Raw genomic sequence first — 23,530 nt, 5'->3', positions numbered from 1 at the left:
TGACGGATCCGCCCCGCGGCCACGACCACCCGGACTGCCCTGTCGCCCGTGGATGGAGAAGTTCTTCGCATGACCACCAGACCGACGAAAGCCATGCCCACGGCCACCGAAGAGCACGGTGGCGACCCCGACTTCGACACGGTGTACGACCGTGCCGCTTTCGGGTCAGCCAAGTGGGCCAACCAATGGGACGAATTCTCTCCGCGTGTCCGGGGCGAGGATCTGCTGTCGCTGTGGACGGCCGACATGGACTTCCGGGCGCCGACGACCGTCATCGACCGCCTGCGCGCCGCCGCGGATCACGGAATCTACGGCTACACCCTGCGAGACCCGGAACACTTCCGGATCGTGCAGAACTGGTTCACCGTCAGGCACGGCTGGACACCACCGCTGGAAACGCTCCTCCCGGCCCCTGCGATCATGTCCTCGGTCGCAGCGATCTTGCGCACCTTCACCGCCCCCGGAGACGGGGTGATCGTCCAATCACCGGTCTACTCGCCGAACTTCGAGGCCATCACCGGTAACCGCCGGCGGCTGCTCGTGAACCGGCTGCGGCTCATCGACAACCGCTACGAGTTCGACCTCGACAACCTGGCCGAGCTGGCAGCATCCGGCGCGAAGGTGCTGTTGCTCTGCAACCCCCACAATCCCTCGGGCCGGAGCTGGACGGCCGACGAGTTGCTCGCCGTGAACGACATCTGTGCGCGCTACGGCCTTCTGGTGATTTCCGACGAGATTCACTGCGACATCCGACTGAACTCCCGGCCCCATGTGGTCTACGCCTCGATCAGCAGCGACGCCGCCCGCCGAGCATTCATCTGCACTGCCCCCACGAAGACCTTCAACCTTGCCGGCCTGCCATCGGCCACACTCTCGGTCGCCGATCCCTCCCTGCGCTCGGAACTGCTGAACGCCATGCGGGCATCGTTCATGATCAACGCGCACTATTTCGGTCGTCTCGCCCTGGAGACCGCCTACACCACGGGTGGTCCCTGGCTCGACCGGCTGACCGACTATGTCAAAGGCAACGTTGCCTTCGTGCGAGAGTTCGTCCAAGAGCGGCTGCCCGAGATCACGCCGATGCCGCCGGACGCATCCTTCCTGGTCTGGCTGGAGGCTCGTGACCTTGACGCTCGTGTGGGCGGCCTGCACCAGTTCCTTGTCGACCGTGCGGCTGTCAATCTCTACGACGGCCGGGTCTACGGCCCCGGAGGAGAGGGATACGTCCGACTCAACGTCGGCTGCCCCCGGAAGGTGCTGACCGAGGCGCTCGAACGGATCGATCGTGCGCTGTCACGATAGCGCTCCTCGACCTCACCGCCACGAGTGACTGCGCGCAGCCGGACCAGCGGTGGTACGAGCTCCGTGAGCGGGTCGCCGAGATCCGCCCGGACGTCTCGACGTGCCGCCGGTCCACCTGTCGGTGAGGGTGCGAACGCATCCGCAGGTCAGGTCACCAGGGTACGACCCCGTTGTCGTCGAACAGCTGGCCGGTCGGGCCGTCGTCCGGCAGGGTCGCCAGCCGGATGGCGATCACCGCGCCCTGCTCGGGGGTCTGGGTCCCGGTGAATCCGTTGAGATCGGTGGCCACGTAACCGGGGCAGGCGTTGTTGATCAGGATGTCGGTGCCGCTCAGCTCCTTGGCGTACTGGATGGTGACGGCGTTGAGGTAGGTCTTCGTCGGCGCGTAGGCCCCGCTGATCCCCCCGAGGTCGACGCCGGGCGCGGTCTGCAGTGTCAGGGAGCCGACGTGGCTGGACTGGTTGACGATCCGCGGGTGCTCCGAGCGCCGCAGCAACGGCAGCATCGCGTTGGTGACCCTGATGACGCCGATGACGTTGGTCTCCACCAGTCGCCGCACGGTCTCGAGGTCGATGGTCGTGGGGTCCTCCGGCCAACCGCCGGCGACGCCGGCGTTGTTGACCAGTACGTCGAGCCGTCCTGCCCGCTTTTCGAGCAGTTGGACTGCGGCGGTCACGCTCCCGCCGTCGGTCACGTCCAGGGGGACGCCGAACGCGTCGGCGCCGGCCGCGCGCAACTTGGCCACGGCGTCCTCCCGCCGCTGCTCGTCCCGGGCGCCGACACCGACACTCCAGCCCCGCGCGCCCAGCCCGGCCGCGATCTCATACCCGATTCCCTTGTTCGCGCCAGTGACCAGCGCGATCGTCTTCTCGCTCATGACAGCGAGCATGCCCGCGCCGCAGCCGGGCACCAACACCATCTCGGTACTGCAGCAATACCCGAGCGGTATCGATCGGCGTCTGCCGTCATTAGCCTGGGCTCATGGAAATACGCGAGCTGCGGTACTTCGTCGCCGTCGCCGAGGAGCTGCACTTCGGCAAGGCTGCCCAGCGCCTTGGGATAGCCCAGCCGCCCCTGTCGCGCACGATCACCCAGCTCGAACGGCGGCTCGGAATCGCACTGCTGGAACGCAACAGCCGCAAGGTCACGCTCACCGAGGCCGGGGGTGTGCTGCTGGCCGAAGGGCGCGCGATCCTCAGCGCGGTGACCGCAGCTGAGCGGCGTACCCAACGGGCCGCGGCAGCACACCCCAGCCTCGTACTCGCCGTCAAATCCGGCACGGCCGGCGAACTGCTGACGAAACTGCTCGACGCCTACGCCGCGGAACCCGGCGCAGCCACCGTCGAACTGCTGCTCTGCGAGGCGCACCAGCACCAGCAGCTGCTGCTGGACGGGCAAGCCGACGTGGCTCTTCTGCACCTGCCCTTCGACTCAGCAGCCGGGCTCGACACCGAAACCCTGTACAGCGAGGGACAGATCGCGGTCCTGCCGGCCTCACACCCGCTCGCCGGCCGCTCCCAGGTCCGGATGACCGACGTCACCACACTGCCAGAGCTCCCGATGGCCCGCTGGCCCGGTCCCGGCGGCAGCTACCCGGAAGGGCCGGGCGCAGAGGTACGGAACCTGACACAGCTCTTCCAGCTGATCGCGCTCGGCCGTACCACTGTGGTCATTCCCGAGTCGGCCGGCGCCGACCTGCGCCGGGACCTCGCCGCCGTGCCGGTCCTGGACGCTCCGCCCGTGACAACGGTGATCGCCTGGCCGCCGCACAGCCGCCTTCGTGCGGTCGCTGACCTGATCCGCGTCGCGACACGTCTTTGAACTCGGACGAGGAGGGCGGCACCCAACGACGGCCCCGATCAGAGGAGGCCGTCACGGACGCGGTGACCGTCACAAGAGGGTTCGAAATTTCGGATGCCATTCGGAAAGTCGGAGTGGCTCGGATACCGGAGAGGCGACCGGCCAGGTCGACACCTTCCGCGAAACCGGCCACGCTCCCGCGTCGACGGGCTTTCCATCCGCACAGCTCGGCCATTTGAGCGGCTTGACCTGCGGCGTTTCATCCATGGAGCCGCGCGAATGTTTCGGCACTGCTCGCGAATCATGCGAGAGGTATTGACGCCGTTAGCCGGTTCCCTATCATCCAGATTGCTCGACACTCCGGCCCGTATTCGGTATGACGAACAAGGCCGGGGCCGCTCCACTCGCACAGCAGGGCACCTCCGGGTCACGCCCACCGCAACGGCCGAGCCGCAAGGAGCATCCCGCACGATGCATATGTCATGGCCTCATCAACGCTGCGCCCGTCGCCGCACGTCGGCAGCCGCCGTGGGCCTCGCCGTCGGCGCGGTTCTCCCGCCGGCGGACACCTCCCGTGCCGCAGCCGCTCCATAAGGGGGCAGCCCGGTGCCCAGGGCCGCTGCCGACCGCACCACACCGACAGTCCGGACAGCCTCTGACGGGGCCGACCGGAACCGCTTACTCAAGGATCACGAGGTCCCCATGCGCAGACGAAGCTCCAGCCGCAGACATCTGTCCGAGGTGCTCGCCGCTGCGGTTGCGGTCCTGGTCGCGTTGGCGGCGATGCTCGTCGCCGGCCCGGCTCAGGCGGCCACCAGCGGCGCCTTACGCGGCGTTGGTTCCGGCCGGTGTCTCGATGTGCCGAACGCCGGCCAGGCCGACGGCACGTACCTGCAGATCTACGACTGCTCGGGCGGGACCAACCAGCAGTGGACGCTGACGGACAGCAACCAGCTGACCGTGTACGGCAACAAGTGCCTGGACGTTCCGGGCCACGCCACCGCGGCCGGTACCCGGGTGCAGATCTGGACCTGCAGCGGCGGTGCGAACCAGCAGTGGCGAGTGAACTCCGACGGCACGATCGTCGGCGTGGAGTCCGGGCTGTGCCTGGACGTCACGGGCCACGGTACGGCCAACGGCACGGCGGTGGAGATCTGGACGTGCAACGGCGGCAGCAACCAGCAGTGGACCGGCCTGTCCGGGACGGGCGGCACGTGTTCGCTTCCGTCGACGTACCGGTGGACGTCGACGGGTGCGTTGGCGCAGCCGGCGAACGGATGGGTCTCGCTGAAGGACTTCACCAACGTGGTCTACAACGGCAAGCACCTGGTCTACGCGTCGAACGTGTCGGGATCGTCGTACGGCTCGATGATGTTCGGTCCCTTCACGAACTGGTCGGACATGGCGTCGGCCGGCCAGACCGGGATGAACCAGTCGGCGGTGGCGCCCACGCTGTTCTACTTCGCGCCCAAGAACATCTGGGTGCTGGCGTACCAGTGGGGTGCGTGGCCCTTCATCTACCGCACGTCGAGCGACCCCACCAACCCCAACGGCTGGTCCGCGCCGCAGCCGCTGTTCACCGGCAGCATCTCCGGCTCCAGCACCGGCCCGATCGACCAGACCCTGATCGCTGACGGCCAGAACATGTACCTGTTCTTCGCCGGTGACAACGGCAAGATCTACCGGGCGAGCATGCCGATAGGGAACTTCCCGGGCAGCTTCGGCTCGTCGTACACGACGGTCATGAGCGACTCGCAGGCCAACCTGTTCGAGGCGGTGCAGGTCTACAAGGTTCAGGGCCAGAACCAGTACCTCATGATCGTTGAGGCGATGGGTGCGAACGGGCGCTACTTCCGCTCGTTCACGGCCTCCAGCCTGAGCGGTTCGTGGACCCCGCAGGCAAGCAGCGAAAGCAACCCCTTCGCGGGCAAGGCCAACAGCGGTGCCACCTGGACCAACGACATCAGCCACGGTGACCTGGTCCGCAACAACCCCGACCAGACCATGACCATCGACCCCTGCAACCTGCAGTTCCTCTACCAGGGCAAGTCCCCGACCGCGAGCGGCCCCTACGACCAACTGCCGTGGCGGCCGGGTGTCCTCACCCTGCAGCGCTGACCTGCATGATCCACGGTGATCGCGAGGTGGTCGGTCCGCCGGCGCATGGACGAGCGGTTCACGGCGTCGGCGACTCCACCTGCTGACCGACCGGCACCACACCGAGGAACCCCAGCCCTGCGCCGGCTGGGGTTCCTCTCTTCATGCGTGGCCGGAGCAGCCGAGCGGGGAGAACGCCCGTTCCGCTCGTCGGCGTGCACCGTGCGGTCCGGCGGATGACGGCGGTCCAGAGACCGTCCGATCCATAGCGCCGCTTTAGAAGCCGTAGAGAGAATCGGCCGCGAGTGCCCTGCCGGAACCGTCGGCGGGGGTCGAGGGAGAGCGAGGCCGGGCGTGGCGGTTACGGACGCGGGTGGCGGGGCGTGGATCAGGCGGTTCCACCCGGCGACGGAAGGGGCGCCGACGCCGCCCCGGCTGGTGTGCTTCGCGCACGCCGGGGGCTCGGCAAGCTACTTCCACGGTCTGTCGGGACTGCTCGCCCCGGCCGTCGAGGTGCTCGCCCTGCAGTACCCGGGCCGCCAGGACCGGCACTCCGAAGCGGCCCCCACCGACCTCCGCACGCTGGCCGAGGAGATCGCCGAGGTGCTGCGACCCTGGGCCGCCCAGGGGCCGTTGGCGTACTTCGGGCACAGCATGGGCGCCCTGGTCGCCTTCGAGACGGCCCGACGGCTGCCTCCGAGCGTGCTGTTCCTCTCGGGGCGGCGCGCCCCGTCGACGTACCGAGCGGAACGCGTGCACCTGCTCGACGACGACGCCCTGGTCGCCGAGACCGCGCTGCTCGGCGGTACCGACACCCGGCTGCTCCAGGACCCGGAGATACGCGCCCTGGTCCTGCCGGTGCTGCGCGCCGACTACCGGGCCCTGGAGACGTACCGGCCGGATCCGGAGTGCGTGGTCGACGCCCCCGTCGAGGTGCTCCTCGGCGACCGGGACCCGAAAGTCACCGAGGAGGAGGCGCGGGTCTGGAAGGCGCACACCACCGGTGGGTTCGCGGTGCGGCTCTTCGCCGGGGGCGGGCATTTCTACCTCGCCGAGCCGGAGCGGCGGGCGGAACTCGCCGCCCTGATCACCGACCGGCTCGCCCCTCCAGCCCGTTGAGCGTCCCGCGGGTCAGGCACCGAGGTCTCCTCCGAGGCGACCTCGGCGTACGACGTTCCCGGCACGGGCTTGACCCGGTGCCGCCCGAAGACCCCGGGCACCTCCGCCTGCCCGTCGCTCTGCTGGACGAGCGTGCCGCCCAGGGCGACGTTCAGCGACTGCGTGCCCCGGCGGACTCCCGCGGTGGGCGCAGCCCGTCGATGACGACGGTCAGGACTTGCGGGGCCTCCTCCGGGGCGTGCTCGGTGGCCCAGGCCGTCGAGGCGATGAGCGTGAACAGGTGGCCGGCCGTGATGTCGCCGCGCACCTCGCCGGCCTGCTGCGCCCGCGCGAGGAGCTGGGCCCCGGACGACTGCATCGACGTACAGGCGTTGTGCAGCTCGGACGCCTGGTCCTTGAGGCTGTCCATGAGCAGGTTCACCAGGCCCCGGTAGGTCGTGGCGTGCGCCACCGCCGCGCGTACCCAGGTCGCCACCGCCAGGCCGGGCGGCTGGCTCGCCATCAACGCGTCGGCGGTGGAGCCGAGTTCCTTGAGGCTGTCGCGCAGCAGGGTCTCAAGGAGGCTCTCCCGGGTGGGGAAGTGGCGGTAGAGCGTCGCGTTGCCCAGGCCTGCTTGGCGGGCGATGTCGTCGAGCGACGTGTGGATGCCGTCCTTCTCGAAGGCCACCTTGGCCTCGGTCAGGAGTCGCTCGTAGTTACGGCGGGCGTCTGCGCGCATCTCGTCGCTTTCTCTTGGCTTCTCTGGCCGTGCGGAGAGCGGTGCTGCCCCTGTCCGCCGACGGGGGCAGCACCGAACCGGGGTGTACCCCCGGATTCTATCCCGCCCGTGCCGCCGGCTCACCCGCCACATCAGGTTCACCGGCCACATCACCGGTCGCGTCCGGCTCGCCCTGCGGACCGTCGGGGCCGCTGTGTCCGGTGAGCTCGCGGCGCAGCCGGTGGGCCAGCTCGGCCGGCGTCGGATGGTCGAACGCGATCACCGGCGGCAGTGCGAGGCCCGTCGCGTCGCAGAGCAGGTTGCGCAGTTCCAGACCGGTGAAGGAGGTGAAGCCCGCATCGAGGAACGTGACGGTGGGCGGGATCTCCTCCGCCGACTCGTACCCGAGCACTCCGGCCGCGGTCTCCCGCACCAGCGCGAGCAGTTGCTCCTCTTGTTCCGCCGGGCCGAGTCCGGCGAGCCGCTCACGCAGGTCGGCCGCGCTCCCGACGACGGCGGGTCCGGCGTCGTCCCGCGCCGGGAGCGGCAGTGGGGCGACGTCCGCGCCCGGTGCCCAGGAAGGACCGGTCAGCCAGTACGGCCGCCGCTGGAAGGCGTACGTGGGAAGGGCGACCGGTCCCGGGCCCGGTCCCTGGCGCCAGTCGACCCGGCGGCCGTGGGCCCAGGCCATGCCCACCGCGCCGAGCAGCGAGTGCAGCTCCGGGCGCCCGGCCCGCAGCGCGGGCGCCAGAACCGGCGGCTCGGCGGTGAGGCTCTGCCGCGCCAGCGCCAGCAGGACACCGTCGGGACCCAGCTCGACATGGATGCGTACGCCGCTCTCCTCCAGGTACCGCACGCCCTGGTGGTAGCGGACCGCCTCGCGGACGTGCCGCACCCAGTAGTCCGGGGAGCCCAGCTCGTCCGCGGTCGCGGGCCGGCCCGTCAGGTTGGAGACCAGCGGGATTTCCGGGGGCTTGCAGGCCAGCGCCGACACCTCCCGGCGGAACTCGTCGAGCACCCCGTCCATGTGCGGGGAGTGGAAGGCGTGACTGACCCGCAGCCGCTTGGTCTTGCGGCCGAGTGCCCGCCAGTGGGCGGCGGCCTCGGCGGCGGCGTCCGCGTCACCCGAGACGACCACGGCCTGCGGCCCGTTGACCGCGGCGACCGCGAGCCGGCCCGCGTACCCGGTGAGGAACGCGCGGACCTCCCCCTCCGAGGCCTGCAGCGACACCATGGCGCCGTCGTCGCGGGCCGACTGCATCAGCCGCCCGCGCACCGCGACCAGACGCACGGCGTCCGCCAGCGGGAACACGCCGGCCGCGTGAGCCGCGGCGAGCTCCCCGACGGAGTGCCCGATCACGAAGTCCGGCACCAGGCCGTGCCCGCTCATCACCCGGAACAGCGCGGTCTCCAGGGTGAACAGCGTGGCCTGCGCGTACTGCGTCATGTCGAGGAGGGCCGCGTCCGGGGTGCGCGGCGCGGCGAACACCACCTGCCGCAGCGGCCGGTCGAGGTACGCGTCGAACAGCTCGCTCACCTCGTCGAACGCGGCGGTGAACTCCGGGTGCGCGCCGTACAGTTCACGGCCCATGCCGAGCCGCTGACTGCCCTGCCCGGTGAAGTGGAACGCCGTCCGCGCCCCCCGCTCCACCTGCCCGCGCAGGGCGTTCGGACCGCCGTTGCCCGCCGCGAGGCCTTCCAGCCCGCGCAGCAGTTCGTCGCGGTCCGTGCCGAGCACCACCGCACGGTCCTCCAGGGCGGACCTGGCGGCCAACGCCCGCGCCACCTCGGCAGGCGTCAGCTCCGGACGCTCCCGTACGTGCTCCAACAGGCGCCGGGCCTGCGCCGCGAGCGCGCCCCGGCCGCGGCCGGAGAGCACCCAGGGCGTGACGGGCAGCGCCGGCGGTACCGGGGGCGCCGGCTCCGCCGGGGGCGCTTCCTCCAGGACCACATGGGCGTTGGTGCCGCTGATGCCGAAGGAGGAGACCGCCGCCCGGCGCGGCCGGTCGGCGCGCGCCGGCCAGGGCTGCGCCGCCTGCAGCAGGCGCACGGCGCCGCCGTCCCAGGCGACGTGGCCGGTCGGCTCCTCCGCGTGCAGGGTGCGCGGCAGGGTGCCGTGCCGCAGGGCCATCACCATCTTGATGATCCCGGCGACCCCGGCGGCCGCCTGCGTGTGTCCCAGGTTGGACTTCAACGCGCCCAGCCACAGGGGCTGTTCGGCGCCCCGCCCCTGCCCGTAGGTGTTCAGCAGGGCCTGCGCCTCGATCGGATCGCCCAGGGTCGTGCCGGTGCCGTGCCCCTCGACGGCGTCCACGTCCACAGGGGTGAGGCGGGCGTTGGCGAGCGCCTGCCGGATCACGGCCTCCTGCGCGGGCCCGTTGGGGGCGGTGAGACCATTGCTCGCGCCGTCCTGGTTCGTCGCGCTGCCCCGGATCACGGCGAGCACCTCGTGGCCGTCACGCCGGGCGTCCGACAGCCGCTCCAGGACGAGCAGCGCGACCCCCTCGCCGAAGCCCGTGCCGTCGGCACCGGCCGCGAACGACTTGCAGCGGCCGTCCGGGGAGAGCCCCCGCTGCCTGCTGAACTCGGTGAAGAGGCCCGGCGTCGCCAGCACCGTCGCCCCGCCCGCGAGCGCACGGTCGCACTCGCCCTGCCGCAGCGCCTGCACCGCGAGATGGACGGCGACCAGCGAGGAGGAACACGCGGTGTCCACCGTGACCGCCTGGCCCTGCAGCCCGAAGGTGTAGGCGATCCGGCCGGTGGCCACCGAAGGGGCGGTGCCGTTGCCGATGAACCCCTCCAACTCCTGCGGGATCCATGGCAGTCGGGACGCGTAGTCGCTGTACATCAGACCCGCGAACACGCCGGTCCTGCTGCCCCGCAACGCCTGCGTGTCGAGCCCCGCGCGTTCGAAAGCCTCCCACGCCGTTTCGAGCAGCAGGCGGTGCTGCGGATCGGTGGCGAGGGCCTCGCGCGGGCTCAGCCCGAAGAAGCCCGCGTCGAACTCGGCCGCGTCGTGCAGGAAGGCCCCGTTGCGGGTGTACGACGTGCCGGGCCGCTCGGGGTCGGCGTCGTAGAGCGTCTCCAGGTCCCAGCCGCGGCCCTCGGGGAAGTCGCCGATGACATCGGTACCGGTGTCGACGACCCGCCACAGATCCTCGGGGCCCCGGATCCCGCCGGGGAAGCGGCAGCCGATGCCGACGATCGCGATCGGCTCCCGCGCCGCGTCCTCCAGTTCGGCGAGCCGCCGCCGGGTGTCGTGCAGGTCGGCCGTCACCCACTTCAAGTACTCGACGAGCTTGGCCTCGTTGGCCTCCGAGGTCCCGGGCGACGGGTGCGCCGTCGGTGCGCCGTTGGTGGGGTTCGTCATTCCGAGGGGGCCTTCCTGCCGAATTCGCTGTCGATGAGGTCGAGGATCTCGGCGGCCGACGCGGACTGGATCCGCGTGGTCATGTCCTGCGCCGCCTCCGCCGCCGGTTCGGCCTCCCAGGCGCGCAACAGCTCGCGCAGCCGCCGGCCGACCTCGGCCCGCTGCCCGGCGTCCTCGCGCGCCGCACCGGCCAACGCCCGTTCCAGCGCGTCCAGTCCGGCCAACGGGTCCCCGGCCTCCGGGGCCGGATCCGCCTGCGCGGGTGCGCTCATGGCGCGCAGCCACTGCGCGAGGGCCGTGGGCGAGGGGTGGTCGAAGACCACGGTGGCAGGCAGCCGCAGACCCGTGTGCGCGCTCAGCCGGTTGCGGAACTCGACCGCCGTCAGTGAGTCGAAGCCCAGCTCCTTGAACGACCGGTCATCGTCGATCAGGGCCGCGTCGGTGTGCCCGAGGGCCACCGCCGCCACGTCGCGTACGAGATCGAGCACCAGCCGGTCCCGCTCCGCCTCCGGTACGGAGGCGAGCCGCTCGGCGAGGGACTTCGTGGCGGCCTGTCCCGCGGCGCGCCGCTCGGGCGTCCGTACCAGGGAGCGGAACACTCCGGGCAACTGCCCGGCGCCGGCCCGCCGCCGCAATGCCGGCCCGTCCCATTTGGCCGACACATAGACCGGCCGGTCGCCGCCCAGTGCCAGGTCGAACAGCGCCAGACCCTCCTCGGCGGACAGCGGGGCGACGCCGTCCCGGCCCAGCCGGTCCCGGTCGTGCCCCGTCAGGTGTCCGGTGAGGCCGCTGCTGTCCGCCCACAGCCCCCATGCCATCGAGACGGCGGGCAGTCCGGTCGAGCGGCGGTGCGCGGCGAGCCCGTCCAGGAAGGCGTTGGCCGCCGCGTAGCTGCCCTGCCCGGCGTTGCCCACCACCCCGGCGAGGGAGGAGAACAGCACGAACGCGGACAGGCCGGCGTCACGGGTGAGGTCGTGCAGATGGCGCGCCGCGTCCGCCTTCGCGGCCAGCACCGCCTCGAACCGTTCGGGCGTCAGCGCCTGTACGACACCGTCGTCGAGCACCCCGGCCGCGTGCACCACGGCCGTGAGCGGACGGTCGGCCGGCACCGATGCGAGCAGTGCGGCGAGCGCGTCCCGGTCTCCCGCGTCGCAGGCCTCGATCCGCACCTGTGCCCCGGATTCGGTCAACTCGGCGGCGAGTTCGGCGGCACCGGGCGCGTCGTATCCGCGCCGACTGGTCAGCAGCAGACGGCGTACGCCGTGCCGCGCGACGAGGTGGCGGGCGAGCAGTCGGCCGAGGGTGCCGGTGGCGCCGGTGACCAGTACCGTGCCCGCCGGATCCAGCGGCGGCCGGACGACGTCGGCCGGGGGAGCGACGGCCGGGGGAGCGACGGCCAGCCTGGGCGCGAACAAGTCACCACGCCGCACGGCCAGTTCGGACTCCCCAGCGCCCACGGCGGCGGACAGCGCCCGGACCGACGACTCCTCGTCGTCGAGGTCCACCAGGACGATCCGGTCGGGGTTCTCCGTCCGGGCCGCACGCAGCAGCCCCCACAGCGCGGTGGCGGCCGGATCGGGCGTCTCGGCATCCTGGACGGCCACCGCGCGGCGGACGGTCAGCACGAGACGGCTGTCCGTGAACCGGGCGTCGTCCAGCCAGGACCGCAGCAGGGCGAGCCCCGCGTGCAGCCCGGACCGCAACCGGCCCTGCTCGTCGGGGGATTCGGTCCCGGACGGCAGATCCAGGTGGGCCACGACGACCTCGGGTGTCCGCGCCGACGCCTCGTCGAGGGCGGTCCGAAGGGCGTCGAGCCCGGGGTACGCAGTGGCACCGAACCACTCGGCGGCCCGACCGGCGTCGTCACCGAGCACGGCCCAGGTCTCCGTCTCCCGGGCCGGGGTGCCGGCGACGGCGGTCCACTCCACGGTGTGCAACGCGAGGGGGCCACCCGCTCCGCCGGCCCGCAGCGCGGCCAGCTGCGCCGCCGGGACGGGCCGGAGCGCGAGTGCCTCGCAGTGGGCGACGGGCGCGCCCTGCGCGTCCGCGACCCGCAGCGCGACGGCGGACCCGGTGCGGGTCAGCCGCACCCGCAGCGCGGTGGCGTCGCCGGCGTACAGGCTCACCCCGCTGAACGAGAAGGGAAGGTGGACGTCCGCTCCCTCGCTGTCGGTGCCGGTCAGCACCAGCGCGTGCAGGGCGGCGTCGAGGAGGGCGGGGTGCAGGGCGTGGCCCGTGGCGGCGGCGCCATCGGGGAGCGCTGTCTCCGCGTACAGGTCGTCGCCGTCCTGCCACAGGGCGGTCAGGCCCTGGAACAGCGGACCGTACTCGTAGCCGCGGGCGGCCAGGCGGTCGTATGCCGTGGAGACGTCGACCGGTTCGCCCGGCGGCGGCCACGCCAGGTGCCCGGCGGGCGGGACCGGGGTGTCGCCGAGGGTGCCCGATGCGTGCCGGGTCCAGGGCGCCTCGTCGCCGGCCCGGGAGTGGACGGTGACCGTGCGCCGGCCGGACTCGTCCCGGGCGCCGACGGCCACCTGGAGGGTGACGGTGCCCTGTTCGGGCAGCGGCAGCGGCGCCTCCAGGGCGAGGTCGTCGACCGTACCGGCGCCGGTACGTCCGGCGGCGTACAGCGCGAGGTCCAGGAGGGCGGTGCCGGGCAGCAGCACGGTGCCCTCCACGGCGTGGTCGGCCAGCCACGGATGGGTGCGCGGCGAGATCCGGCCGGTCAGCAGCAGCTGGTCGCCGTCGGCGGGCGCGATCTGGGCGGAGAGCAGGGGGTGGTCGGCGGGATCCAGACCGAGGCCGTCGGCGCCGGCCGCGACGACGGGCGCCTCCAGCCAGTAGCGCTGGTGCTGGAAGGGGTAGGTGGGCAGTCCGGTGAGGCGGGCCGGAGGGCGGGCCGGGGTCCAGGTCGTGGGCGCGGTGCCCGAGACGTACGCCTCGGCGAGCGAGGCCGCGAACCGCCCGGGGCCGCCCTGGTCGCGGCGGAGCGTACCGAGGGCGACGGCAGAGGCGCCCCGCTCCTCGATGGTGTCCTGGACGGCGGTGACGAGTACGGGGTGCGCACTGGCCTCGATGAAGGCGGTGTGTCCGTCGGCGAGCAGCCGCCCCACCGTCTCGTGGAACCGCACCGGCTCGCGCAGATTGCGGAACCAGTAGTCACCGGTCAGTTCCGACGCGTCCAGCGGCCCGCCGGTGACGGCCGAGTAGAACGGCACGTCGGCGGCCGCGGGCACGATGTCGCCCAGCAGCTCGGCCAGTTCGTCCCGCAAGGCGTCGACGTGCGGGGAGTGCGACGCGTAGTCGACGGGGATCATCCGGACCCGTACGCCCTGCTCCTCCAGCCGCTCACGCAGCGCCGCCAGCGCCTCGGGGGCGCCGGAGACCACGGTGGCGGCCGGCCCGTTCACGGCGGCGACGTACGCGCCCTCGACGAGCCGCTCCCGCGTCTGATCGGCGGACAGCTGCACCGACATCATGCCGCCGCTCCCGGCGAGCCGGACGATGGCCCGGGAACGCAGCGCGGCGATCCGCGCCGCGTCGGCGAGGCTGAGCGCTCCGGCCAGATGAGCCGCCGCGATCTCGCCCTGGGAGTGACCGATGACGGCGGCCGGTTCGACGCCGTGATGGCGCCACAGCCGGGCGAGCGACACCATCATCGCGAACAGCGCCGGCTGCACCACGTCCACCCGGTCCAGGCTCGCCGCCCCCGGATTTCCGGACACCACATCGAGCAGATCCCAGTCGGTGTGCGGGGCGAGCGCCTCGGCGCAGGCCCGCAGATGGCCCGCGAACACCGGGCTGGACTCCATCAGTTCACGCCCCATCGCCACCCACTGGCTGCCCTGGCCGGGGAAGACGAACACCGGCCGGGACGGCTGTGGCCCGACCACCGAGCCGGTGACCACGAGCGGACTCTCCTTGCCCTCTGCGAGCGCGCCGAGCGCCGCGAGCAGGCCGTCGCGGTCGTCGCGGGGGAGCACCGCGCGGTGCTCGAAGCGGGTGCGGACGGCCAGCTCGTGGGCGGCCGCGGCCGGGTCGAGCTCCGGGTGCGCGACGAGGTGCGAGGCGAGCCGCCGCGCCTGGTCGCGCAGCGCGTCCTCGGTCGTCGCCGACAACAGCCAAGGCAGGTCGGGGACTTCGGCCTCGCTCCACGGCTCCCCCGCCGCCTGCTCAATGATGACGTGCGCGTTGGTGCCGCTGATGCCGAACGACGACACGGCGGCGCGGCGGGGGGCGTCACCGACGGGCCAGTCGCGGGCCTCGGTGAGCAGCCGCACCGTGCCGTCCGACCAGTCGACGTGCCCGGTCGGTTCGCTCACGTGCAGGGTCCTCGGCAGGACGCCGTGGCGCAGCGCCATCACCATCTTGATGACGCCGCCGACGCCGGCCGCCGCCATGGTGTGCCCGACGTTGGACTTCAAGGAGCCGAGCCACAACGGGCGTTCGGCGTCCCGCTCCTTGCCGTAGGTGTTGAGGAGGGCCTGCGCCTCGATGGGGTCGCCCAGTTTCGTGCCGGTGCCGTGCGCGTCGACCGCGTCGACCTGGCCGGCGGTGAGCCCGGCGTTGGCGAGGGCCTGCCGGATCACCCGCTCCTGGGAGGGCCCGTTCGGTGCGGTGAGGCCGTTGCTCGCGCCGTCCTGGTTGGTGGCGCTGCCCTTCACGACGGCGAGCACCGGGTGGCCGTTGCGGCGGGCGTCCGAGAGCCGCTCCAGCAACAGCAGGCCGACACCCTCGCCCCAGCCCGTGCCGTCGGCGTCCGCGGAGAACGCCTTGCACCGGCCGTCGGGGGACAGCGCCCGCTGACGGCTGAACTCGACGAAGCTGGTCGGCCCCGCGAGCACGGTCGCGCCGCCCACCAGGGCGAGCGAGCACTCGCCGCCCCGCAGCGCCTGGGCCGCCAGGTGGATCGCCACCAGGGAGGAGGAGCACGCCGTGTCCACGGACACCGCCGGACCCTCCAGACCGAGGGTGTAGGCGATACGCCCGGACGCGACACTGGCCGTCGTGCCGGTCGCCAGATACCCCTCGATGGACTCCGGGGTCCGTCCGAGCCGGGTGACGTAGTCCCCCTGGACCACGCCGGCGAACACTCCGGTGTCGCTGCCGCGCAGGGTGGTCGGGTCGATCCCGGCCCGCTCGACGGCTTCCCACGCCGTTTCCAGGAGCAGCCGCTGCTGGGGGTCCATCGCGACGGCCTCGCGCGGGTTGATCCCGAAGAACGCCGCGTCGAACCGGTCGGCCCCGGTCAGGAAGGCACCCCGCCGGGTGTACGAGGTGCCGGGGTGGTCGGGGTCGGGGTCGTACAGCGCCTCGGTGTCCCAGCCCCGGTCCTCGGGGAACCCGGTCACCGCGTCGGTGCCGTCCGCGACCAGCCGCCACAGGGCTTCGGGCGAGTCGACCCCGCCCGCGTAGCGGCACGCCATCCCGACGATGACGACGGGATCGTCGTCGACCGCCCGGACGGCAGCCGGTGTGGTGCGAGCCCGGTCGGCGGCGGGCGTGTTCCCGAGCAGTCGCGAGCCCAGGTGGGCGGCGAGGGCCGCCGAGGTCGGGTGGTCGAAGACGACGGAGGTCGAAAGGCGCAGCCCGGTAGCGGAGTTGAGCCGGTTGCGCAGCTCCACGGCCGTCAGCGAGTCGAACCCGATGTCCTTGAACGCCCGCTCCGGAGCCAGCGAATCGGCCGTCCGGTGCCCCAGTACGGCCGCCGCTTCGGCCTGCACCAGACCGAGCAGCAGCCGCTTCTGCCCCGCCTCGTCGAGCGCGCCGAGCCGCTCGGTGAGCGAGGCGTCACCGCCCGCGGCCCGGCTCGCCCGGGGCCGGCGGGCAGGGGTCCGCACCAGACCCTTCAGAAGGGGGGCCAGGGAGCCGTCGGCCGCGCGGGCGCGCAGCCCGGCGAGGTCGAGGCGCAGCGGGACCAGCAGGTTCTCGTCGCTGGTGAGCGCCGCGTCGAGGAGGGCCAGGCCGCGCTCGGGGGCGAGCGGGGCGAAGCCGGCTGCCGCGAGCCGCGCCAGGTCGCCGTCGCCGAGTGTCCCGGCCATGCCACGGCCTTCCCCGCTGTCGCCCCACAGTCCCCAGGCCAGCGACAGTCCCGGCATGCCCGCACCGCGCCGGTAGGCGGCGAGGCCGTCGAGGAAGGAGTTGGTGGCCGCGTAGTTGGACTGGCCCGCGTTGCCGATGATGCCCGCGAACGACGAGAACACCACGAAGTGGGCCAGGTCCAACGGCCGTGTGGCGTCCGTCAGATGCCACGCCGCGTCCTGCTTGGCACGTCCCACCGCGTCGAGCCGCTCCGGCGTCATCGACTCGATCGTCCCGTCGTCGAGCACCCCCGCCGTGTGGAACACGGCGGTCAGCGGATGCTCCGGCGACACGGAGCCGACCAGGCCGAACGCGGCCTCCCGGTCACCCGTGTCACAGGCCTCGACCCGGACATGCGCGCCCGACTCCGCCAGTTCACGGACCAGTTCTCCGACCCCGGGAGTCTCATGCCCGCGCCGCCCGGCGAGAAGCAGATGGCGTACGCCGTGCCGCGTCACGAGGTGCCGGGCCAGGAGCGCACCGAGGGTGCCGGTGCCGCCGCTGATCAGCACGGTTCCGTCCGGGTCCAGCGCGCGCGGCAGGGTCAGCACCACCTTGCCGATGTGCTGGGCCTGGCCCAGGTGACGGAAGGCGTCCTGGGCGCGGTGCACGTCCCAGGCCTCCACGGGCAGCGGCAGCAGGACGCCCGCGTCGAACCAGCCCGTCAACTGGGCCAGCATCTCCTGGATGCGGTCGGGACCGGCCTCCATCAGGTCGAACGCACGGTAGACGACGCCCGGGAAGTCCTCCGCGACCCGCTCCGGCTCCCGGACGTCGGCCTTGCCCATCTCCACGAACCGGCCGCCGCGCGGCAGCAGCCGCAGCGAGGCGTCCACGAACTCACCGACCAGAGCGTCCAGGACCACGTCCACGCCCCGCCCGCCGGTGGCCTCGAGGATCTGCCGTTCGAAGTCCAGGGTGCGGGAGTTGGCCAGATGGGCGTCGTCGAAACCGTGGTAGCGCAGCGCGTCCCACTTTGCGGGGCTCGCCGTGCCGTACACCTCCAGGCCGACCGCGCGGGAGATCTGGGCGGCGGCCATGCCCACGCCGCCCGCCGCCGAGTGGATCAGTACCGTCTGCCCCGCCTCGACCGCCGCGAGGTCGTCGAGCGCGTACAGCGCGGTGAGGAACACGACGGGGGCGCCGGCCGCCTGCGCGAACGACCAGGAGTGCGGCACACCCGTGAGCAGCCGGTGGTCGGTGACCGCGAACGGCCCGCCCGCCCCCTCGGTGAACAGCCCCATCACCCGGTCGCCCGGCGTGAGCCCGGTGACGCCGGGCCCGACCTCCACCACGTATCCCGCGCCCTCGCTGGCGATCGGGGCCTGCCCCGGATACTGGCCGAGCGCGATGAGAACGTCCCGGAAGTTCAGTCCGGCCGCCCGGACGGCGACCCGCACCTGACCCGGCCCGAGCGGCGTGCCCGGACCGTCGGCAGGCAGCAGCGCGAGATTCTCCAGCGTTCCCTGCCCGCTCGACCCGAGCCGCCAACTGTCGGCTCCCACCGGTTCGTCGAGATACGAGGACGGCGCCTCCCGGGTCAGCCGCGCCGCGAGGACGGTGCCCCGGCGCACGGCGAACTGGGTCTCGTCGGGCGTGGCGAGGGCCTCGGCGACGGCCCGGTGCGAGGCCTCGTCGCGGTCCACGTCGATCAGCAGGAACCGTCCCGGGTGCTCGGTCTGCGCGGACCGCACAAGCCCCCAGATCGCCAGGCTCTGATCCCGGATCGGCTCGTCGTAGCGCGTGGACACCGCGTTGCGGGTGACCACGACGAGACGGGACCCGGCGAACCGCTCGTCGGCCAGCCACCGCTGCACAAGACCCAGCATCCGGTGCGGTGCCTCGCGCGAGATCTCCACCGGGTTGTAGGTGCCGCGCGGCGGCCGGCCCGGCGTGAACGGCACCAACACGTCGGCGGGCACCGGCCCTTCGGCCGCGGCCAGCGCGTCCAGATCCTCGTACGTCCTGACCTCGCCGTCGCCCAGGGCGGCCCCGACACCGATGACGTCGCGGCCGAGAACGGCCCGGTCCCGGGTGACGGGCGGACCGTCCGTCCGGGTGCCGTCCCCGGCCACCGGTTGCCAGGCCACCCGGAACAGCCCTTCGGCCGGGTCCGCCGCGGCCACGTCCGCGAGGGCCGCGCCGATGTCGGTCGGCCGCATCAGCAACTCGTCGACGGTCACCACGGTCCGGCCCTCCGGATCGGTGGCGACAAGCGCGACCGCGTCACCCCCGGTCGCCGTGATCCGTGCGCGGAGGTGGGTGGCGCCGGTGGCGTGGAGTTGTATGCCGGTCCAGTTGAAGGGGATGAGGGTGGTGTGGGGGTCGGTGGTGAGGGCCCAGGCGTGGAGGGTTGCGTCGAGGAGGGCGGGGTGGAGGGTGTGGCCGGTGGTGTCGGTGCTTTCGGGGAGGGTGATTTCGGCGTAGAGGGTGTCGCCGTCGCGCCAGGCGGTGGTGAGGCCTTGGAAGGCGGGGCCGTAGGTGTATCCGCGGGTGGTGAGGTGGTGGTAGGCGTCCGTCAGATCGACGGATTCCCCCGGCGGGGGCCAGTCGATGGGGTCGGCGGCCGGTTGCGGGGTCGCGGTGAGGGTGCCGGTGGCGTGTCGGGTCCAGGGGGTGTCGTCGTCGGGACGGGAGTGGATGGTGAAGGTGCGGCGGTCTTGGGGGCCGGGTGCGTCGATGGTGAGCTGGAGGGTGACGGGGTGTTGTCCTGTGAGGGCGAGGGGTGCGGCGAGGGTGAGTTCTTCGATGGCGGGGGTGTTGGTGTGCTGGGCGGCGTGGAGTGCGAGGTCGACGAAGGCGGTGCCGGGCAGCAGCGTCGTTCCGGCGATGGTGTGGTCGGCGAGCCAGGGGTGGGTGCGTAGGGAGATGCGGCCGGTGAGGATGAGCCGGTCCTCGTCGGCGACCGTGACCAGGGCACCCAGGAACGGGTGCCCTGGGGAGACGAGCCCGGCGGAGCCCACGTCTGACGCGGCCGTCGTGCGCTCCACCCAGTAGTGCTGGTGTTGGAAGGGGTAGGTGGGGAGGTCGCTCGCGGCAGCGGGTTCCGGGGTCCAGGTGGTGGGGGTGTGGCCGGTGGTGTGGAGGGTGGCGAGGGCTGTTTGGAAGGTCTGGGTTTCGGGGGTGTTTTTGCGCAGGGTGGGGGCGAAGGCCGCGTCGGTTGTGGAGTCGAGGGTTTGGCGGGCGAGGGCGGTCAGGGTGGCGTCCGGGCCGAGTTCGATGTAGCGGCTGACGCCTGCGCTGTCGAGGTGCTGGATGCCGGGGTGGAAGCGGACGGCGCTGCGGATGTGCTGGGCCCAGTAGTGCGGCGTGGTGAGGTCGCCGGCGTTTGCGGGCAGTCCGGTGATGTTCGAGATCACCGGGATGCGGGGTGTGTGGAAGGTGAGTGAGGAGATGGCCTGTTGGAAGTCGTCGAGTACGTCGTCCATGTGGGGGGAGTGGAAGGCGTGGCTGACGTCGAGGCGTGTCGTCTTGCGGCCTTGGGCCGTGAAGTGGGCGGCGATGGCGTCGGCGGCGTCCGTGTCACCGGATACGACGACGGACCGCGGCCCGTTGACCGCTGCGAGGTCCAGGCCCTGGCCGAGACCGTCGAGCAGGGAACGGACCTCGTTTTCTGTGGCTTGGAGGGCGAGCATGGTCCCGTCGGTGCGGGCCGCGTTCATGTAGCGTCCGCGGGCGGCGACCAGGCTGACGGCGGCGTCGAGGTCGAGGACGTCCGCGGCGTGGGCGGCGGAGATTTCGCCGATGGAGTGCCCGATCAGGTAGTCGGGGGCCAGTCCGTGGTGTTCCAGGGTGCGGAAGAGCGCTGTCTGGAGGGTGAACAGTGCTGCTTGGGTGTACTGGGTCTGCCGCAGCAGTTCCGGCGCGCTGTTCCACATCACGTCGTGCAGGGGCCGGTCGAGGATCTGGTCGAAGCGGTCACAGACGGTGTCGAAGGCGCGGGCGAATTCGGGGAGGGTGTCGTAGAGTTCGCGGCCCATGCCGAGGCGTTGGCTGCCTTGTCCGGTGAAGAGGTAGGCGGCTTTGCCGGTGGTGACGGTGCCGGTGGTGAGGTGGGGGTGGTTGTCGCCGTCGGCGAGGGCGGTGAGTGCGGTCAGCAGGTCGTGGGGTGAGCCGCTGGAGATGACGGCGCGGTGGTCGAAGCGGGTGCGGGCGGCCAGTTGGTGTGCTGTCCGTGTCAGGTCGGTGTCGGGCCGGTCTTGGACGAACGCGGCCAGTTGCCGGGCGTGGTCGCGCAGGGCGCCGGTGTTTTTGGCGGACAGCAGCCAGGGCAGGGGCGGTAGTTCGGGTGTGTCGTGTTCGTCGGGTGCGGGTTCCTCGATGACGATGTGGGCGTTGGTGCCGCTGATCCCGAACGAGGAGACGCCCGCGCGCCGCGGCCGGCCCTCCTGCCGCTCCCACGCCCTGGACTCGGTGAGCAACTGAACGCTGTCGTCCCAGTCCACGAGGCCGGAGGGAGCATCGATGTGGAGGCTCTTGGGCAGGCGGCCGTGCCGCATGGCGAGCGCCATCTTGATGACGCCGGCCACGCCGGCCGCGGCCTGGGTGTGGCCGATGTTGGACTTGATGGAGCCGAGCCGGACGGGGTGGCCGGCAGAGCGTCCCTGCCCGTACGTGTTGAGGATGGCCTGGGCCTCGATGGGGTCGCCCAGGACCGTGCCCGTGCCGTGGGCCTCCACCGCGTCGACCTGGTCCGCGGTCAGCCGGGCGTTGGCGAGTGCCTGGCGGATGACGGCTTCCTGGGCCCGGCCGTTGGGCGCGGTGAGGCCGTTGCTGGCGCCGTCCTGGTTGACGGCGGTGCCCCGGATCACGGCGACCACCGGATGGCCGTTGCGCCGTGCGTCGGACAGCCGTTCGAGGACGAGCAGTGCCGCGCCCTCACTGAAGCCCGTTCCGTCGGCGCCGTCGGCGAAGGCCTTGCAGCGGCCGTCGGGTGCGAGCCCGCGCTGCCGGCTGAACTCGGTGAAGAGGACGGGCGACGACATGACGGTGGCGCCGCCGGCCAGCGCGAGCGAGCACTCGCCGTGCCGCAGCGCCTGCGCGGCGAGGTGCAGGGCCGTCAGCGAGGCCGAGCAGGCGGTGTCGACGGTGAGGGCGGGGCCTTCCAGGCCGAGGGCGTAGGCGATCCGGCCGGAGGCGACACTGGTGGTGTTGGTGACGAGATAGCCCTCCAGTTCCGGGCGTACCTCCTCGGGCCGTGCGTAATCCTGGGCGATCACGCCGACGAACACACCGGTGTCGCTGCCGCGCAGCGTCTCGGGGTCGATGGCGGAACGCTCCAGCGCCTCCCACGCCGTCTCCAGGAGCACCCGCTGCTGGGGTTCCATGGCCTCGGCCTCGCGCGGACTGATGCCGAAGAACTCGGCGTCGAACTGGTCCGCGTCGTGCAGGAATCCGCCCTTGGCGACATAGGTGCTGGCCGGGGCGTCGGACTCGGGGTCGGGTACGTGCAGTGTCTCCAGGTCCCAGCCGCGGCCCTCGGGGAAGTCGGTGATGGCGTCGCCGCCCTCGCCGAGCAGGCGCCACAGGTCCTCCGGGCCGCGCACGTCACCCGGGAAGCGGCAGCCGATGCCGACGATCGCGATCGGCTCGTGAGCCGCGCCCTCCGCGTCGGTCAGCCTCTGCCGGGTCTGCTGCAGGTCGGCCGTGACCCGCTTGAGATAGTCCCGGAGCTTCGCCTCGTTGGCCATGAACCCATCCCTCGTGCGTCGTCCCTCATGCCTGGCATTACCGTCGTCCGGGCAAGGTCGCCGACCGGGCTAACGGGCTGCTTAGCGTCGCCTAAAGCGAGGGCGGCTCGATTGCCCGGCCCTAAGAGCGGCTTTAGGACATCGTCCGAAGGTGGCAGGCATGGAAGCCCCGGAAATCCGAATCCTCTCGGCCGGTACCGCTCTTCCCGGTGACCCGCTGGACAACGCCGGCCTGGCCCGGCACTTCGGCATGGACCCGCTGTGGGAGCAGTGGGTCGATGCCTTCGTCGGGACCCGCGCCCGGCACCTGTCGGTGGACCTCGCGACCCGGCAGCTGCGCTACTCGCTCGCCGACCTCGCCACGTCGGCCGCCGCACGTGCCCTGGACGGTGCCGGCGTCGGCGCCGCCGACGTCGACCTCGTGGTGTTCGGCACCGCGACCCCGGACCAGCTGATGCCGGCCACGGTGAACGTGGTCGCGGACCGGCTCGGCATCAACGGGGTGCCCACCTACCAGCTCCAGTCCGGTTGCGCGGGCGCCTTCCAGGCACTCGAGGTCGGCGGTCGCATGCTCCAGGCGTGCGGTCTGCGGACCGCGCTGGTGATCGGCGGCGAGCTGTGCTCCCGGCACTACGATCCGGGCGTCGACCTGGCGAAACTGGACTCCCAGGAGTTGGTGAACTTCGTCCTGTTCGGCGACGGGGCGGGAGCCGCGGTGCTCACCACCGAACCGGCCCCCGGCACTCCGGTGGTCCGCCGGGTACTCAACCGGCTCACCGGGCTCGGCCGTCCTCCCGGCCAGGTCGTCGAGTGGACCGGCGCGCTCGACCGGGACACCGCGAACCGGGCGCACATCAAGGAGGACTACAAGGCGATCGAGGAGTCGGTGCCCAAGATGTCCCGGGAGATCGCCGACGAACTGCTCGGTGACCTGGGCTGGGGCCCCTCGGACGTGGACTACCTGCTGCCGCCCCAGCTCTCCGGGCGGATGACCCGGCGCATCGTCGACGCTCTTGAGATGCCCGTCGCCGAGGAGGTCACCCGGGTCGACACCATCGCCAACACGGGAAACGCCATGCCGTTCTTCCAACTGGAAGAAACACTTCCCCAGTTGGCGGACGGTGACCGGGTCCTCGCGGTCTCCGTGGAATCCAGCAAATGGATCAAGGCGGGCTTCGCCCTCGAAATGGCCTGAATCCGGGCCGGCCTCGGGGATCGGGAACAACGAAGAACACCGAACGAAGAACAACAGGCGAAAAACACCAGTGGTGGGGGGGGGGGGGGGGGGCGGGGTGGGGGGGCCCCCCCCCGGGGGGGGGGGGGGGGGGGCGCCCCGGCCCCCCCCCCCCCCCCCCAGCGGCCCCCCCACCGCGG

10 protein-coding genes are annotated in these 23,530 nt (G+C 72.2%); 5 read left to right on the top strand and 5 right to left on the bottom strand.

The window, feature by feature from the left end; translation table 11 throughout:
* Positions 1-69: 69 nt before the first annotated feature.
* Positions 70-1,302 carry a MalY/PatB family protein gene (locus tag ACIBK3_RS45860; protein ID WP_399374556.1) on the top strand — a complete coding sequence of 411 codons (1,233 nt, stop codon included), beginning with the start codon at positions 70-72 and terminating at the stop codon, positions 1,300-1,302.
* Positions 1,303-1,453: 151 nt separating this feature from the next.
* Here the strand turns inward: ACIBK3_RS45860 and ACIBK3_RS45855 are convergent, their stop codons facing one another.
* The gene (locus ACIBK3_RS45855; protein ID WP_399374565.1) at positions 1,454-2,191 is read right to left on the bottom strand and encodes an SDR family oxidoreductase; all 738 of its coding nucleotides are present in this window, start codon (positions 2,189-2,191) and stop codon (positions 1,454-1,456) included.
* Between the two features lie 92 nt (positions 2,192-2,283).
* On the opposite strand from ACIBK3_RS45855, the gene ACIBK3_RS45850 reads away from it, so the two are divergent.
* From ACIBK3_RS45850 to ACIBK3_RS45840, 3 genes are all read left to right on the top strand, one after another.
* Positions 2,284-3,123 carry a LysR family transcriptional regulator gene (locus ACIBK3_RS45850; protein WP_399374555.1) on the top strand — a complete coding sequence of 280 codons (840 nt, stop codon included), beginning with the start codon at positions 2,284-2,286 and terminating at the stop codon, positions 3,121-3,123.
* A 681-nt stretch (positions 3,124-3,804) separates the two neighbouring features.
* A complete protein-coding gene (locus tag ACIBK3_RS45845) occupies positions 3,805-5,220 on the top strand; it encodes a non-reducing end alpha-L-arabinofuranosidase family hydrolase (RefSeq protein WP_399374554.1) in 1,416 nt (471 codons plus the stop codon).
* A gap of 333 nt (positions 5,221-5,553) precedes the next feature.
* Positions 5,554-6,318 carry a thioesterase II family protein gene (locus ACIBK3_RS45840; protein ID WP_399374552.1) on the top strand — a complete coding sequence of 255 codons (765 nt, stop codon included), beginning with the start codon at positions 5,554-5,556 and terminating at the stop codon, positions 6,316-6,318.
* Here the strand turns inward: ACIBK3_RS45840 and ACIBK3_RS45835 are convergent.
* The 4 genes from ACIBK3_RS45835 to ACIBK3_RS45820 form a co-directional block, all read right to left on the bottom strand.
* A complete protein-coding gene (locus tag ACIBK3_RS45835; RefSeq protein ID WP_399374564.1) occupies positions 6,243-6,461 on the bottom strand; it encodes a hypothetical protein in 219 nt (72 codons plus the stop codon). The two genes, ACIBK3_RS45840 and ACIBK3_RS45835, sit on opposite strands and share 76 nt — an antisense overlap.
* 8 nt (positions 6,462-6,469) lie before the next feature.
* The gene (locus tag ACIBK3_RS45830; protein ID WP_399374551.1) at positions 6,470-7,036 is read right to left on the bottom strand and encodes a TetR/AcrR family transcriptional regulator; all 567 of its coding nucleotides are present in this window, start codon (positions 7,034-7,036) and stop codon (positions 6,470-6,472) included.
* 97 nt (positions 7,037-7,133) lie between these two features.
* Positions 7,134-10,385 (bottom strand): type I polyketide synthase, encoded by a 3,252-nt coding sequence (locus ACIBK3_RS45825; protein ID WP_399374549.1) that lies wholly within the window; start codon positions 10,383-10,385, stop codon positions 7,134-7,136.
* A complete protein-coding gene (locus ACIBK3_RS45820; RefSeq protein ID WP_399374547.1) occupies positions 10,382-22,156 on the bottom strand; it encodes an SDR family NAD(P)-dependent oxidoreductase in 11,775 nt (3,924 codons plus the stop codon). The genes ACIBK3_RS45825 and ACIBK3_RS45820 overlap by 4 nt, the downstream gene beginning before the upstream one ends.
* Positions 22,157-22,316: 160 nt before the next feature.
* On the opposite strand from ACIBK3_RS45820, the gene ACIBK3_RS45815 reads away from it, so the two are divergent.
* Complete coding sequence (locus tag ACIBK3_RS45815) at positions 22,317-23,351, top strand: 3-oxoacyl-ACP synthase III family protein (RefSeq protein WP_399374545.1); 1,035 nt, start codon at positions 22,317-22,319, stop codon at positions 23,349-23,351.
* Positions 23,352-23,530: the final 179 nt, after the last annotated feature.

It is taken from the genome of Streptomyces sp. NPDC050287 (assembly GCF_044459385.1).
GTDB lineage: Bacteria > Actinomycetota > Actinomycetes > Streptomycetales > Streptomycetaceae > Streptomyces.
Note: the sequence above shows the minus strand (reverse complement) of the source record. Positions and strands in the feature narration are given on the sequence as shown.

Excerpts from the sequence above, each read along its gene's own strand:
- ACIBK3_RS45855 (WP_399374565.1), bottom strand. The coding sequence starts at position 2,191 with ATGCTCGCTGTCATGAGCGAGAAGACGATCGCGCTGGTCACTGGCGCG.
- ACIBK3_RS45825 (WP_399374549.1), bottom strand. The coding sequence starts at position 10,385 with ATGACGAACCCCACCAACGGCGCACCGACGGCGCACCCGTCGCCCGGG.
- ACIBK3_RS45815 (WP_399374545.1), top strand. The coding sequence starts at position 22,317 with ATGGAAGCCCCGGAAATCCGAATCCTCTCGGCCGGTACCGCTCTTCCC.
- ACIBK3_RS45860 (WP_399374556.1), top strand. The coding sequence starts at position 70 with ATGACCACCAGACCGACGAAAGCCATGCCCACGGCCACCGAAGAGCAC.
- ACIBK3_RS45845 (WP_399374554.1), top strand. The coding sequence starts at position 3,805 with ATGCGCAGACGAAGCTCCAGCCGCAGACATCTGTCCGAGGTGCTCGCC.
- ACIBK3_RS45830 (WP_399374551.1), bottom strand. The coding sequence starts at position 7,036 with ATGCGCGCAGACGCCCGCCGTAACTACGAGCGACTCCTGACCGAGGCC.
- ACIBK3_RS45850 (WP_399374555.1), top strand. The coding sequence starts at position 2,284 with ATGGAAATACGCGAGCTGCGGTACTTCGTCGCCGTCGCCGAGGAGCTG.
- ACIBK3_RS45820 (WP_399374547.1), bottom strand. The coding sequence starts at position 22,156 with ATGGCCAACGAGGCGAAGCTCCGGGACTATCTCAAGCGGGTCACGGCC.